The organism is Halorubrum sp. B53, from assembly GCF_059752395.1.
Genome location: NZ_MWTH01000012.1, coordinates 393,710 through 407,820 on the forward strand (window position 1 = coordinate 393,710; position 14,111 = coordinate 407,820).

The 14,111-nt window shown below is 72.5% G+C and carries 15 protein-coding genes; 11 read left to right on the forward strand and 4 right to left on the reverse strand.

What is annotated here, in order from left to right:
- Positions 1–24: 24 nt before the first annotated feature.
- Both B4V06_RS11125 and B4V06_RS11130 read left to right on the forward strand, forming a co-directional pair.
- Positions 25–1,095 (forward strand): NAD(P)/FAD-dependent oxidoreductase, encoded by a 1,071-nt coding sequence (locus B4V06_RS11125; RefSeq protein ID WP_123113960.1) that lies wholly within the window; start codon positions 25–27, stop codon positions 1,093–1,095.
- Between the two features lie 139 nt (positions 1,096–1,234).
- The gene (locus B4V06_RS11130) at positions 1,235–1,792 is read left to right on the forward strand and encodes a hypothetical protein (protein ID WP_498169877.1); all 558 of its coding nucleotides are present in this window, start codon (positions 1,235–1,237) and stop codon (positions 1,790–1,792) included.
- A gap of 561 nt (positions 1,793–2,353) precedes the next feature.
- Here B4V06_RS11130 and ilvA read toward each other — a convergent pair.
- Entirely contained in the window at positions 2,354–3,565 is a 1,212-nt protein-coding gene (gene ilvA / locus B4V06_RS11135; RefSeq protein ID WP_498169880.1) for a threonine ammonia-lyase, read from the reverse strand.
- Between the two features lie 316 nt (positions 3,566–3,881).
- Positions 3,882–4,304, reverse strand: coding sequence for a gamma-glutamylcyclotransferase family protein (locus B4V06_RS11140; protein ID WP_498169883.1), 423 nt, complete (start codon positions 4,302–4,304; stop codon positions 3,882–3,884).
- Between the two features lie 133 nt (positions 4,305–4,437).
- Here B4V06_RS11140 and B4V06_RS11145 point away from each other — a divergent pair, with 133 nt between their 5' ends.
- The 5 genes from B4V06_RS11145 to B4V06_RS11165 all read left to right on the forward strand — a co-directional run bounded on the left by B4V06_RS11145 (position 4,438) and on the right by B4V06_RS11165 (position 9,636).
- Positions 4,438–5,862, forward strand: a complete 1,425-nt coding sequence (locus B4V06_RS11145; RefSeq protein ID WP_498169886.1) for an MATE family efflux transporter — start codon at positions 4,438–4,440, stop codon at positions 5,860–5,862.
- 83 nt (positions 5,863–5,945) lie between these two features.
- Positions 5,946–7,454 carry a stage II sporulation protein M gene (locus B4V06_RS11150; protein WP_498169889.1) on the forward strand — a complete coding sequence of 503 codons (1,509 nt, stop codon included), beginning with the start codon at positions 5,946–5,948 and terminating at the stop codon, positions 7,452–7,454.
- A 102-nt stretch (positions 7,455–7,556) separates the two neighbouring features.
- A complete protein-coding gene (locus B4V06_RS11155) occupies positions 7,557–8,030 on the forward strand; it encodes an Hsp20/alpha crystallin family protein (RefSeq protein ID WP_123113966.1) in 474 nt (157 codons plus the stop codon).
- Between the two features lie 42 nt (positions 8,031–8,072).
- Positions 8,073–8,783, forward strand: coding sequence for a protein-L-isoaspartate(D-aspartate) O-methyltransferase (locus tag B4V06_RS11160; RefSeq protein WP_498169893.1), 711 nt, complete (start codon positions 8,073–8,075; stop codon positions 8,781–8,783).
- Between the two features lie 79 nt (positions 8,784–8,862).
- Complete coding sequence (locus tag B4V06_RS11165) at positions 8,863–9,636, forward strand: protein-L-isoaspartate O-methyltransferase family protein (RefSeq protein WP_498169896.1); 774 nt, start codon at positions 8,863–8,865, stop codon at positions 9,634–9,636.
- A gap of 64 nt (positions 9,637–9,700) precedes the next feature.
- Here the strand turns inward: B4V06_RS11165 and B4V06_RS11170 are convergent, their stop codons facing one another.
- The gene (locus B4V06_RS11170) at positions 9,701–10,177 is read right to left on the reverse strand and encodes a DUF7382 domain-containing protein (RefSeq protein WP_123113969.1); all 477 of its coding nucleotides are present in this window, start codon (positions 10,175–10,177) and stop codon (positions 9,701–9,703) included.
- 117 nt (positions 10,178–10,294) lie between these two features.
- Between B4V06_RS11170 and B4V06_RS11175 the strand changes: the two genes are divergently transcribed.
- From B4V06_RS11175 to B4V06_RS11190, 4 genes are all read left to right on the forward strand, one after another.
- Complete coding sequence (locus B4V06_RS11175) at positions 10,295–11,377, forward strand: ATP-binding protein (RefSeq protein ID WP_255212560.1); 1,083 nt, start codon at positions 10,295–10,297, stop codon at positions 11,375–11,377.
- Between the two features lie 19 nt (positions 11,378–11,396).
- On the forward strand, positions 11,397–11,744 hold the full coding sequence (locus B4V06_RS11180) for a fluoride efflux transporter FluC (protein ID WP_123113971.1): 348 nt from the start codon (positions 11,397–11,399) through the stop codon (positions 11,742–11,744).
- Positions 11,741–12,097: a CrcB family protein gene (locus tag B4V06_RS11185; protein ID WP_123113972.1), complete on the forward strand. Its 357-nt coding sequence runs from the start codon at positions 11,741–11,743 to the stop codon at positions 12,095–12,097. Before B4V06_RS11180 ends, B4V06_RS11185 begins: the two co-directional genes overlap by 4 nt.
- A gap of 77 nt (positions 12,098–12,174) precedes the next feature.
- Positions 12,175–12,534 (forward strand): hypothetical protein, encoded by a 360-nt coding sequence (locus tag B4V06_RS11190; protein WP_176329359.1) that lies wholly within the window; start codon positions 12,175–12,177, stop codon positions 12,532–12,534.
- 37 nt (positions 12,535–12,571) lie between these two features.
- Here the strand turns inward: B4V06_RS11190 and cca are convergent, their stop codons facing one another.
- The gene (gene cca, locus B4V06_RS11195; RefSeq protein WP_498169903.1) at positions 12,572–13,990 is read right to left on the reverse strand and encodes a CCA tRNA nucleotidyltransferase; all 1,419 of its coding nucleotides are present in this window, start codon (positions 13,988–13,990) and stop codon (positions 12,572–12,574) included.
- Between the last annotated feature and the right edge of the window lie 121 nt (positions 13,991–14,111).

Consider the following 14,111-nt stretch of genomic DNA (forward strand, 5'->3'; position numbering starts at 1 on the left):
CCTCCCGACGGCGAACAGTATTGCATGAATGACGATATTGTCGATCACCGTCGACTGATCATCGCCGGCACCGGCATCGCGGGGCTCTCCGCCGCGATCTACGCCGCGCGGTCGAACAACGACCCCCTCCTCATCGAGGGCGACGAGCCGGGCGGCCAGCTCACGCTCACCACCGACGTGGAGAACTACCCCGGCTTCCCCGAGGGGATCTCCGGGCCGGAGCTGATCAACGACATGAAAGCGCAGGCGGAGAAGTTCGGCGCCGAGACCCGCAACGGGATCATCGCCGACGTCTCGAAGGAGCCCGCGGGCCACTTCCGCGTCGAGCTCACGAACGGCGACGTCTACACCGCCGACGCCGTGATCGCCGCCTCCGGCGCGAGCGCCCGGACGCTCGGCGTCCCCGGCGAGGACGAGCTGATGGGGTACGGGCTCTCGACGTGCGCGACCTGCGACGGCGCGTTCTTCCGCGGCGAGGACATGCTCGTCGTCGGCGGCGGCGACGCGGCCATGGAGGAGGCGAACTTCCTGACGAAGTTCGCGGACACGGTGTACATCGCTCACCGGCGCGAGGAGTTCCGCGCGGAGGACGTCTGGATCGACCGCACGATGGACAAGGTCGACGACGGGGAGATCGAGCTCCTCCTCAACACCGAGCTCACCGAGATCCACGGCACCCCCGAGGACGGGATCGACCGCGTGACGCTCGTCGAGCACCCTGACGGCCACCCCAAGGAGAAGCTCGACGACCCGGCGACCGCCGACGAGGTCGACGAGTACGACTTCGACGTGGGCGCCGTCTTCTTCGCCATCGGCCACACCCCGAACACCGACTTCCTGGAGGGGACGGGGATCGAGACCGACGACGACGGCTACCTGATCACCGAGGGCGGCCGCGGCGGCGGGCAGACGCGCACCGGCGTCGCGGGGCTGTTCGGCGCCGGCGACGTGGTGGACTTCCACTACCAGCAGGCGGCCACGGCCAGCGGGATGGGCGTGAAGGCGGCGCTCGACGCCGACGAGTACCTCTCCGAGCGCGAGCGCGCCGGCGAGCTGTACGAGGCCGAGGTCGACGCCGCGGCCGCGGACGACTGAGCGGCGGTTCGTCGTTTCGGGTGCGTCCGGGTCACCGCTCCGACGCCCCCCGTTCGCACCCGTGAGGCGATCGGTGACTCAAACCCTTCTTTGCGTTATACGTGGTACTATCCGCGGTTCCTCCATTGTTCGAAACGAGATGAACAGACGTGGTCTTGCCGTCGTCGCCGCTGCGCTCGCGTTGTTCGTGACCGGTAGCGCCGTCGCCCTCGCCGGCCCCGTGTCGGGAGGGCCCGGCGGCCTCCTCGGCGGAGCGAGCGATCCACCGGCGCTGCTCCACTTCGATACCGAGGAGGTCCGCTGTCCCGAGGAGTTCGCGGCCAACAGCTCCACATCGGTGGCCGCCGGGCCCGGGAACACGGAGATAACGTACGCTCGAAACGTCTCTCTGCCGAGTTCCTCGCACGCGGTCGGCGGCCCGACGTTCGAACGCCTGAACGAGTCCGCCTACGTCCTCGACGTTCCGATCGAGGAGGCGGGGACCGCGTCGCGGTCGTGTTCGGGCGTCGTCCGCTACAACGGAACGATGCGGATTCCCGCGGGCGAGGATCCGTGGACCCTGATCGTGAAACAGGACGGCGAGACGGTCACGACGCTGCGCGGTGATTCGAACCGGTCCCTCCTCGGCGGGTCGGCGAGTGTGAGTGGAAGCGCTTCGGCCCCGGCACAAACGAACGGCTCCGCGAACTCGTCATGAAACTGCTGTCGCACCGGCGGTGAACGGCGCCAAAGCCTCGGCCGTTCGCTTATAAATAGCTGACAGTATATCGACGGTGAACGCCTCCCAAACCCCAGCCGCTCGGCGATACGTGGCTGCTGCCGGGGCGAACACCGCCAAAGCCCCAGCCGGGAGGGCGCCGGACGCTCGCTTCGCTCCTCAGTCGCTCACTCCGTTCGCTCCCTGCGGTGTCGCTGGCGGCTCCGCCGCCGGCTGCCCGTGGCGCTACGCGCCACGCTGCTTACGTCGCCTCCGGCGCCCTCCCGGCTGCCCCTTTGAGTCCCGCCCCGCACAGCACCGCCACCTCACGCTCCCCAGCCTCGTCAGTCGGCCTCCGCTACGCTCCGGTCGACTGACTCCCTCGCGCGGTGCTGTCGCCGGCGCTTCGCGCCGGCTTCCAGAGGGACCGAAGGTTCCTCGCGGCTCGGCCGCAGGGCGGCCTCGCAGGCACGCAGGGCGAGAGCGAAGCTCTCGCTAGCAGCCGGCGCGTAGCGCCGGCGACGCCACCGCGGTTCTATTTATAAATAGTCGCTGCCCGCTTCACGACAGAATTTCGACCTCGTACCCGTCGGCCTCGAGCGCGTCGACGATGTCGGCGGCGTGCTCGGCGTCGTCGGTCTCTAATTCGAGTTCGAGCTCGGCGGCGTTGACGGCGACGTCCCGCGAGGTGCGGTCGTGGTGGACCGCGTACACGTTCGCGCCGGTGCGGGCGACGATGCTGGAGACGCGCTCCAGTTCGCCCGGGCGGTCCTTCAGGTCGACCGTGATCTTGAGGTACCGGCCCATCTGGACCAGCCCGCGCCGGATCACGGTGCCGAGCCGATTGAGGTCGATGTTGCCGCCGCAGAGCGCGGCGACGACCGTTTCGCCGTCGTCGTACTCGAACGCCTCCGAGAGGACGGCCGCGAGCGCGACCGCGCCGGCGCCCTCCACGAGCGTCTTCGAGCGTTCTAAGAGGAGCGTGAGCGCGAGAGCGATCTCGCGGTCGTCGACGGTGACGACCTCGTCGACGTACTCCGCCATGACCTCGAGGGTCTCCTCGCCGACCGACCGCGTGGCGATCCCGTCGGCGATCGTGTCGACGTTGTCGATTTCTCGGACCTCGCCGGCTTCTAGGGATTTGGCCGCCGAGGCCGCGCCCTCGGCCTGCACGCCGACGACCCGCACGTCGGAGAGCTGCTCTTTGATCGCCACGGCGACGCCCGAGATGAGGCCCCCACCGCCGATCGGGACGACGACCGTGTCGAGTTCCGGACAGTCGTCGACGATCTCTAAGCCGAGCGTCCCCTGTCCGGCCATCACGACCGGGTCGTTGAACGCGTGGACGTAGGTCCGACCCTCATCGCGCTCCAGCTCGTGGGCGTACGCCTGCGCCTCGTTGTAGTCGACGCCCTCCAGCCGGACGCTGGCGCCGTACCCGCGCGTCGCCTTCACCTTCGAGACGGGCGCGAACTTCGGCATCACGACGGTGGCGTCGACGCCGGCGCGCTGGGCCGCGAGGGCGACCCCCTGCGCGTGGTTCCCCGCGCTCGCGGTGACGACGCCCGCCTCGCGCTCGGCCTCGGAGAGGGTCGCGATCCGGTTCATCGCGCCGCGGATCTTGAACGCGCCGGTGCGCTGGAAGTTCTCCAGCTTGAGCCGGACGTCCGCGCCGCTCATCTCGGAGAAGGTCCGCGACCGTTCCAAGGGCGTGTGACGGGCCACGCCGTCGACGCGCTCGCGCGCCTCGTGGACGTCGGAGAGGGTTAGCATGCGTCTCCGTCGCCGGGCTGGCCGCTAATCGGTTCCGGTCCGGATCGTCCGGCACGGCCTGCCGGGTCGTCTCGCGCGGCGTGTCGGGTCATCTCGCGCGGCGTGTCGGTTCATCCCGCGCGGCGTCCCTGCGGGACGACGGACCGCACGCTCCGTGACGAGGGGGAATCTGACGGGCGAGCCACCGGCTCGCCGTCTGTGAAGGGGGGAATGCACGCGTGTGACGTGCAAGTGTGATTATACGGGGTGAATACAAAAAGGTGGGGCTAGCGGAGTGAAAGTGAAACCGCACGACTGCGGCGCCGTCATTCCTCCGTCAGACGGTGTTTTCGGGGGTCAGCCGCACCCGGACGTCGGCCCGCTCGAGGTACGCCTCGACCCCCTCGGCGAACCCCCGGTCGCGGTTCGCGGAGTCGTCCGGCCACGTCGCGTCGGCGTCGAGGCGGTCGGGGTCCCCGACGTAGACGGCGGCCCGATCCGGGTGCCCCTCGGGGGCGTCGAGGGGAACGTTCTCCCGGAGGTACAGCCCGTCCTCGACGCCCTCGTACTCGTCGAGCGCGGCCACCTCGTCGGTCCGGAGGAGCCGACCGGCCGTCTGTCCGCCCGGCGCGAGCGTCGGATACCGCCCCTCGACGAGGCGGAGACCGGTCAGAGTCGCCGGGCCGACGAAGACGAACGAGTCAAGCACTTCGGCGACCCGCTCGGGCTCGGTCAGGATCCCGTACACGAAGACGTCCATAGGTCGTGTGGGTCGTTCGCACGCTTGAAGCTTCGGACGGGGACCGGGAGCGGGGAGCCGCCGCTCTCGTCGCCCTCGGCGGCACCGACCGCCTCCGATACTTAAAAACGGATCCGATCGTTCTACGTCTTACATGGACGTCCCGCGGCTGCGAAACGTCTGGCGGCGCGTGTTCGCGCTGGCGTGGCCCGTCATGGCCGAGCAGACGTTCCGCACCGCGATGCGGACGACCGACGTGCTCGTCACCGCGCTGTTCTCGCCGGCCGCGGTCGTCGCCATCGGCCTCGCCGACCTCTACGCCCGGTTCCCGCTCCGGGTCGGGCTCGGGCTCGGCGGCGGCGCCATCGCGCTCTCCTCGCAGGACACCGGGGCGGACGCGACGGGGAACCGCGACGAGGCGGTGACGCAGGCGATCCTGATCGGCGCGCTCGCGGGAGTCCCGTTCGTGCTCGTCGGTCTCCGCTTCGGCGAGCTCGCGATCGACGTGTTCGGCCGACTGGTCGGCGAGGGGACCGCGCCGGAGGTCGTCGCCCTCGGATCGACGTACCTCGCGGTCGTGTTCGCGACCGCCCCCGCGCGCCACGTCGCGCTCGTCGCCGCCCGCGCGCTGCAGGGGACGGGGGACACCCGCACGCCGATGTACGTCAACGTCGCCGCCAACTCGGTCAACATCGCCGGCTCCGTCGTGCTCGGGCTGGGGCTGTTCGGGTTCCCCCGGCTGGAGGTGCTCGGCGTCGGGCTGGCGACGGCGACCGCGAACGCGCTCACCGCCGGGCTCCTCTGTCTCGCGATCTGGGGACCGCGGACCGAAGCGAGCTTCGCGCGCCCCCGGGACCCCGCCATCGCCGGCCAGCTCCTCCGGGTGAGCGCGCCGCGCGTGGCCGAGGGGTTCGGCTCGGAGCTCGCCGAGTTCCCGTTCAACGCCCTCCTCTTGGGCTTCGGCGAGGCGGTCAACGCCGGCTTCCAGATCGGGCGGCGAGTGTACCAGCAGGTGACCGGACCGCTCTCGCGCGGGTACAACGTGGCGGCCTCAGTGCTCGTCGGCCAGGCGCTCGGCGCCGGCGACCCGGACGGTGCGCGGTTCGACGGGTGGGCGGTCGCCGGGCTCGGCGTGCTCACGGTCGGGTCGATCGGCGTCGGGCTCGTCGTCGTCGCGCCGCGGCTCGTCCCGCTGTTCACCGACGACGCGCCGACGGTCCGGTACGCGGTCGACTTCGCCCGCGTCTACGGGGTCGCCGGCGCCGCGCTCGCCTGCTTCTCCGCGCTCTCCGGGGCGCTACAGGGCGCGAGCGAGACCCGGATCCCGTTCGTCGCGCGGGTGTCGGGGATGTTCGGGCTGTTCCTCGGCGCCTCGTGGCTGCTCGGCCGGACGGCCGGATTCGGGCCGACGGGCGCGTACGTCGGCGTCTCGCTTGCGTACGTCTGGATGGCGCTCGTGGTCGCCGCCGGGTTCCGGTACTCCGGCTGGGCCGATCGGGCCGCGGCGCTGATGGCGGAGCGCGGCACCGGGCTCGACGATCCGGACGTCGACGAGACAGAGGAGCCGGCGACGGACTGACTGCGGACGCGCCAACCGATTCGGCGGTGGACCGTCCGGCGACACGCGGACTCGTTAAGTGTCGGACGGCCGAACCGCTTCGCATGGATCTGTCATCCGCCGTCACCGCCGCGGTCTCCACCCTCCGGCGGCGCCCCGCTGACCTGATCCCGTTCTACCTCCTCGGAACGGCGGTCCCCGTCATCGCTCGGATCGGGCTGTTCACCGCGCTCGCCGGCGTCTACCTCCACTTCGAACTCACCGGTCGACTCGCGACCGCCCGCGAGGCGCTCGCGGGGCTTGACCTGACCCCGCCCGACACGCAGGACCCCGAGGCGCTGCAGGCGTGGAGCGAGTCGCTCGCGCCCGCGCTCGAACCGCTCGTGTCGCCGACCGCGGTCGCGCTCCTCGCGGCCGGAACCATCGCGACGGTGGCGATCGCGGTCCTGACCTACGCCGCGGTCTCGGCCGGCCAAATGTCCGCTGTCGTCGCCCGGCTCCGGAGCGACCGCGGGCTCACCGCGGGCATCGCGGGCGTCCGGGACCGCTGGCTCACGTTCCTCGGACTCTACGTCACCGAGCTCTGCTGCTGGCTCGGCGTCCTCCTTCTCGGGGGGCTCGCGATCGGCGCCGCGTTCGTCGTCAATCCGTTCCTCGGCGCCGCGGCCGCGCTGGTCGTTCTGCTCGTCGGGCTCGTCGCCCTCCTGCTCGTTCGGATCGTCTTCGCGTTCGCCCCGGCCGCCGTCGTCGTCGACGACGCGGGCGCGGTCGGCGCCGTGGAGGGCGCCGGGGGCTTCGTCCGGTCGAACCCGGCCGACGCCGCCGCGTACCTGGTCGTCGCCGTCGGGGTCCTCGTCGGGATCTCGTCGGCCGCCTCGGCGCTGGCGTTCCTCGGCGGCGGGGCCGTCGTCGCGCTCGTCAGCGCGGTCGCCGCCGCGCCTGCCCTCGACCTGCTGAAGACCGTCCTCTACGGCGACCACCGGGGCGCCGTCGATCCGCTCGATCCGCCCGAGGCGACCCTCCGCGCGCAGCTCTCCGGGGGCGTCCGCCGCGGCTGGCGCGAGCTGACCGCGTTCGTGCGCCGGACGCCGGGACTGCACGCGGTCGTCGTCCTCGTCGGGGTCGGGTTCGGCGCGCTCGGCTGGCTCGCCGTCGACCCGTTCGTCGGCGCGATCACGACGTCGATCGAGTCGCGGCTCGTCGGCCACCTCCCGCCCGTCGCCGCCCTCAACTTCTTCGGCAACAACTGGTCGGTCGCGATCGCGACCTCGCTCGCGGGCGTCGCGCTCGTGGTCCCGGCGTTGTCGTCGATCGCGTTCAACGGCCTCGCGCTCGGCGCCACGGCCGCGTTAGAGGAGAATCTTGTCGCGCTCGCGGCGTTCGTCGTCCCCCACGGCGTCCTCGAGATCCCGGCGCTGTTCGTCTCCGGCGCGCTTGGGGTCCACCTCGGGATCGTCTCGTGGCGAACGCTCCGCGGGCGGCGCTCCCGCGCGGAGTTCGCCGACGCGCTGGAGGACGCGTTCTGGGTGCTGGTCGGCGTCGGGGTGTTGATCGCCGTCGCCGCGTTCATCGAGGGGTTCGTGAGCCCGTACTACTGGCGCCCGTTCCTCTAGGTCCCGGCGCCGGCCGCTCGGAACTCGCTCTCGTCCGTCCGTTGATTGACTGTCCGTTCCCGGCCGTACGTTCAAGTCGCTCCGCCACGAATCCTGACCTGTATGACGCGACGCGATCCCTTCGGCGAGATTGAGGAACTGCTCGAACGGATGGGCCGGGAGTTCGAGGAGCTCGGCGGCACGCTCGACACGCCCGGCGGTCCCGAACTCCCCGGCGCGCGCGACGTCGCCGTCGACGTGATCGAGGACGACGAGTCGATCACGGTCCTCGCCGACCTCCCGGGCTTCGAAGACGACGACATCGACGTCGAACTGCGCGAGGAGTCGCTGTCGATCGCGGCGACCCGCGAGGAGGAGCGCGACGTCGAGGTCGCGGGCGAGGAGGGCGAGGCGACCGATTCTGACGTCCGGTATCACCGTCGCGAGCGCCGATCTCGGTCCGTCTCGCGTCGGATCCCGCTCGCCGAGCCCGTCGAGGCCGACGGCGCGACCGCCTCGTACGAAAACGGGGTCCTCACCGTCACGCTGCCGAAGCGGTCGGGGGGTGGCGGCGGTCACAGCATCGACGTGAGCTGAGGCGCCGATAGTTTCTCCACCTTCGTCGTGCTAGTGGCCCGCATGGTGGACGCGAACGGACCGGAGTCCGACGACGATCCGGGACGCGAGACCGATCCGAACCGCGGGGACGGTCCGGACCTCGCCGCCGCCCGCCGCGAGCTCGTGAATGGGCTCCGAGAGCGGCTCGACGCGAGCGAGCGTACGCTGTCGGCGATCGAGGCCGTCCCGCGGCACGAGTTCGTCCCCGGGGGTGACCGATCGCGCGCCTACGCCGACCGACCGCTTCCGATCGGCCACGACCAGACGATCAGCGCGCCGCACATGGTCGCGGTGATGACGGACCTCCTCGATCTGGACCGCGGCGACCGCGTCCTCGAAGTCGGCACGGGCTGCGGCTACCACGCCGCCGTCCTCGCCGAGGTCGTCGGGCCGGGCAACGTGTACAGCGCCGAGTACGTCCCCGAACTCGCCGCGGAGGCCCGCGAGCGGCTCGGCCGGCTCGGGTACGACGTGACAGTCAGAGCCGGCGACGGCCGCGAGGTGTTCCGCGACGAGGCGCCGTTCGACGCGGCGTCCCTGACGTGCGCGCCGACCGGTGAGGTCCCGGATCCGATCGTCGACCAGGTCCGGACCGGCGGCCGCGTCGTCGCGCCGGTCGGCGGCGGAGGGATCCTCGATCGCGGCGGCCAGCGGCTCGTGCGCCTGACGGTCCGCGAGGACGGCGTCGACCGCGAGGGCCACGGGGGCGTCCGCTTCGTGCCGATGCAGTGACGGCCGGCGGCCGCGCCGAGCGCGCTCTCGAGGCCGCGGCGAACGAGCGGTTTTAGGCGACCGAGCACCGAGCCCGACCATGGACGAGGCGTCGCTGCGGGCCGACATGATCGAGGGGCTCGAACACGAGCTCGGCGAGCCGCTCGGCGCCGCCGTGCTGACCGCCCTCCAGCGGGTCCCGCGCGAGACGTTCGTGGACGACTCGCCGTACGCGAACTCCGCGAGCGACGAGGCCGGCACGCGGGTCCTCGCCCCGGCGACGGCGGTCCGGCTGATCACCGCGCTGGACGCCGACGAGGGCGATGACGTCCTCGTGGTCGGCGCCGGCGTCGGCTACTCGGTGGCGATGCTCGCCGAGATCGCCGGTGCGAGACACGTCCACGCGATCGACATCGACCGGGAGGCGGTCTCGCTCGCCCGCTCGAACCTCTCCGCGGCGGGCTACGACGCCGTCCTCGTGGACCGTCGCGACGGCGCCAACGGGCTGCCGGAGTACGCGCCCTACGACCGGATCCTCCTCGAAGCGGCCGTCCTCGAACCGCCGCGCGCGCTCAGGGAGCAGCTCGCCGACGGGGGACGGCTCGTCTACCCGCGCGGCAACGCGGTCCAGACCGTGGCAGCCGTCGAGCCGGCGCCCGACGGAACGGCGGAGCCGGACGACGACGCGCCGGCGGGGTTCCGCACCGTCGAGACCGCCGGCCCGGCCCGGCTCCGGCCGATGCTCGTCGACGGGGAGCAGCGCGGCGTGGAGCGGAACCGCACGCGCCGCGAGGACGCCGAACGGGCGGAGCAGGGCCACTTCGCGCGAGCCGGCTGGGAGCAGGAGTGGATCGACTGGGACGACCGGCTCTGAGCGAGCGGCCACCCCCGCGGCGACCGACCCGCCGCGCCCGCCTCACTCCTCCGCCGAGCCCGCCTCACTCCTCGACGACGAGCACCGCCGTGTTCTCCCGCTCGTCGACGTAGTCGCCCTCGGCGGGCGGCTTGACCTCGACCGTGAGCGTCCCGTCCGGCTGGTTCGGTCCCAACTCGGGCGCGACGTCCACGGTCGCGACGCCCTCCTCGTTCGTCTCCGCCGTCGTGACCCCGTCGATCTGCGCCGACCCGCTGCGGACGATCACCGTGGCGTCGGCGACCCGCGACCCGTCTGGGTCGAGGACGGCGACGTCGATGGACTGCTCGCCCGGCGTCGTCACCTCCGGCTGCGGCTGGGCGTCGACCTCTGTCGCGGCGAGCCCCTCGATGTCCCCGATCATCCCCATCATCACGCTGAGGCTGGCGACGCCGACGACGAGGGCGATCACCAGCCTGACCGGCAGCCCCTCGATGGCGCGCCTGTCCGTGCGGAACGATCGGCGGTTCGCGGTGCGTCCGTCGCGTTTCGAATCGGACATACGGCCCGCTGGCCGCGGCATCACTCATAAACCGTCGGACGCGGAAGTGTGGGGCCGGCGGCTCCGTCCGTCCCGCCTCCCCGACCCTTTTGAGCGATGCCGCGACCACCGCCGGGCATGCACGTGCTCGGACGCGAGGAGGACGAGCGTCGCGCGACCGGAACCCCGCTCCCGACGGTCCGCCTCGGCTCCTTTCTCGCTCGCGACGGTAGCGCCGGGGCCGCCGTCGGCGTCGACGCGGACCGACCGCACGCCGGCGTCGTCTTCGGCAAGCGCGGCACCGGGAAGTCGTACACGCTCGGCGTCCTCGCCGAGGGGCTCGCGGACGCGCCGGGCGTCTCGCCGGTCATCGTCGATCCGATGGGTGTCTTCGACGGGCTCCGCGCCGCGGGCGGCCGCGCGGTCGAGCCGGCGATCCGCCCGGACGCGATCCCGGCGTCCGCGTGGCCGGACCTGCTCGGGCTCGACCCGACGAGCGGTCCGGGCGGGGTGGTGTGGCGCGCCGTCGCGGACGCGGCGGAGGGCGCGGAGGCGGCCTCGGTTGCCGACCTGCGCGACCGCGTCGTCGAGGCCGACGCGCCCGACACTGCACGCCGCGCCGCCGCGAACCACCTCCGGCTCGCGGCGTCTTGGGGCGTGTTCGACGCCGACGCGCCGCCGGTCTCGTCGCTCGCCGCCGACGGCTCGCCGACGGTGCTCGACCTCGCCGGCGTCCCGGAGGCCGCCGCGGCCGCCGTCGTCAGGGCGGTCGCCCGCGGGCTCTACGACGCCCGTATCGACGGCGACCTCGGCCGGCTCCCGTGGCTGCTCGTCGACGAGGCGCACGCCTTCTTCGACGGCATCGCCGACCCCGCGCTCAGGACTCTCCTGACACGCGGTCGCGCGCCGGGCGTCTCACTCGTCTGCGCGACGCAGCGCCCCGGCGCCCTGCCGAGCGTCGCCGTCTCGCAGTCCGACCTGCTGGTCTGTCACCGGCTCACCGCCGAGCGCGACGTCGCGCGGCTCGCGGAGGCGGACGCGACGTACCTCGCCGGCGACCTCGCCTCGCGGCTCCCGACCGGGACCGGCGAGGCGCTCGTCGTCGACGACGCGACCGAGACGGCCCACACCGTCCGGGTCCGCGAGCGGCGGACGCCGCACGGCGGCGCGAGCCCTCGTGCGAGCGACGTGGCCGCGGCCGAGTCCGAAGGCCCAAGGTGACCCCTGCCGACGCGTTCGCATGGAACGGACGCCGCTCGGTCTCCTCTTCGTCGCCGCCGGCGGCTTCCTCGGCGCCGTCGCCAGACACGGGGTCGATGTCGCCGTCGGTGTATCCACCGGCGCCGGCACGCTCGTCGTCAACGTTGTCGGCTCGTTCGCGCTCGGACTGCTGGTCTCCCGCGCGACGACGACCCGGACACAACTGTTCGTCGGCACCGGGGTGCTCTCGTCGTTCACCACTTACAGCACGTTCGTCGGCGACGCCGTCGCGCTTGGCGGACCGCTCGGCGCCGCGTACGTCGCCGCGAGCTACACGCTCGGGTTCGCGGCCGCGCTCGGCGGACTCCTGATCGGGGGACGGTCGTGACCGACCCGCTCCTCGCGGCCGCTCTCGTCGGGGTCGGCGGGTCGCTCGGCGCGACCGCCAGACACGTCGTCGCCCTTCGGATCGAGGGACGACGATCGGTCGTCGTCGTCAACGCGCTCGGGAGCCTCGCGCTCGGCGCCGTTCTCGCCGCGCCGGTCGGGGCCGTGGCGACCGCGCTCCTCGCGGTGGGATTCTGCGGCGCGTTCACCACGTTCTCCTCGTTCGCCGTCGAGACGGTGTCGACCGCGGCCGCCGGGGAGGGCGACGTCGCCGTCGGGTTCGCCGCCGCGAACCTGCTCGCCGCGCTGGCGGCGTTCCTCACCGGGTCGGCGCTCGTCGCCGCGCTCGCGTGAGCGCGCGACCCGGCCGTCCTCCGGACGCGACGCCCGGGAGCGACAGGTACAGGCGCCTCCGGGACGTACCGTCTCGCGTGACTGACGACGCCGAGAGCCGGGTGGACGGGGGCGCCGACGCCGAGCGCGCAGCGGGCGGTCCGGGTCCCGTCGACTCCGACGCGGAGGCCGCGCCCTCGGGTGATGCCGGCGGAGCGTTCGGCGACGATGCGCCGTCGTTCGAGGACCTCTCGCTCCCGCAGCGCGTGTTCGTCGCCGCCGTCCAGAACCCGACTCGCGGCGTCGTGATCGTCGGACTCCTCGCGTTCGGCTTCTCGTTTTACGTCGCCTTCTGGCTCGTCTTCCCGCGCGTCGCCGCCTTCATGTCCGCTATCGGGGCGGTGCTGGTCGCGATCGTCGCCCTCGTGTACCTGATCTCGGACCGCGTCTCGGGGTGAGGTCGCGGTCCGGGACGCCGTCCGCCTCGAGAGGCGCTCACGGGTGCGGCTCGTAGAACTCGCGGAGCGTCGTTCCGAACGTCGGCGCCAGCGTCGCGACGGCGTCGCCGACCAACACGTCGCGCTCCGCGAACGCCCGCTCCACCTGCGCGCCCAGCGCCACGTCGCCCGCGGCCTCGCTCTCGAGGTACGCCCGCACCGTCGTGAACTCCCGCTCCCGCTCGACGACGTACCGGTTCCCGTCGATGAACGGGCCGTACGTCTCCGGGTCGACGTCGTCGGCGTACGACTCGTAGAAGCTCGCGGCGTGTTTCCGTACTGCGACCGGCGGCCCCTCGTGACGCTGGACCGCCGGCCGCTCCGCGACCTCCAGTTCAGCGTACAGCGCGGCGCGGACGCCCCCGCCCGACTCCTCTTCGGCTCGATCGTCGCCGACCATCGCCTGCGAGCGCAACACGTCGAACCCGTGCGCGTTCAGCCCGCGGACGATCCCGTCGAGCGAGCGCCGGAGCTGGGGCCACAGCTGGTCGTCCACTATGTCGGGAGCGTCGAAGACGACGGCGACGGGCGTCGTCTCCCGCCGGTCGAGGTGGTCCCGAACGCCCGCGGCGTCGAGCGGCTCCGGGTCGTCCGGCTCGAACAGCGCCTCGCGTGGCGCCGCGAGCAGCTCGCGGGCGTAGTGCTGGAACCGCGCGGCGTTCGCGGCCGAGAGGACCGCCGCGACGTTCCGAGTCGGGTCCGTGGGGTCGACGACGACGAGGGGGTCGTCGAACGTCGCCTCGGCGTGGCCCTCCGGGTCGAACTCCACCGGCGGATGCCAGCTCCGGGCGGACTCGACGAGCGGGACGAACCCGCCGAGCTCCAACACGAGCAGCTCCGTCAGGTAGCCGGAGAACCCCTCCGTGCGGAGGTCGCTCCCATAGGCGCCGATCCCTTTTAAAAATGCCTTCGCGAGAACCACGTCAGCGGCGAGCTCCTTGTCGAGCCGCGCGGAGAGGTACGCGTCGTGGAACGGTGTTCGGTCGACAGCGGAGACGAGCTCCGCCGCCGTCTCCACGTCGTGACAGGGGACGAGGTCGACGTCGAACCCCTCGTAGGTCCCCTTCACGTACGGGTGCTCGGCGTACTCCTCGTGGCCGTCGGGGAGGACGGCGTGGCCGACCGCGAGCCCGTACTCCTCCAGCTGGGCGCGGTCGAGGTCGGCGTCGAACCGGACGAACAGGTCGATGTCGCGATCGCCCGAGACCCACGTCCCGCGCGCCGTCGACCCCACCTGCACCACGTCGGCGTCGACGGGGAGGTCGGCGATCGCCTCGCGGGCCCGCTCCGCGAGTTCGCCGGCGACCGCCCGCAGGCGCTCGCGCTCCTCGGGCTCCGGAACGGCCCGGTCGCGGACGCGCGCGAGGACAGCTTCGAGTTCGTCGGACTCGGCACCGTCCGACTCGGGATCGCTCATACTCGTCCCTCTCGCGGTCCGGCCGAAAACGTGTCGGTCGCGGGGGCGGCGGGGCGGTCCGCGACGGCGACGGCGACCGCGTCGCCGACGCCGTGCCAACTCGTCTCCCCCGAGTCGGGCG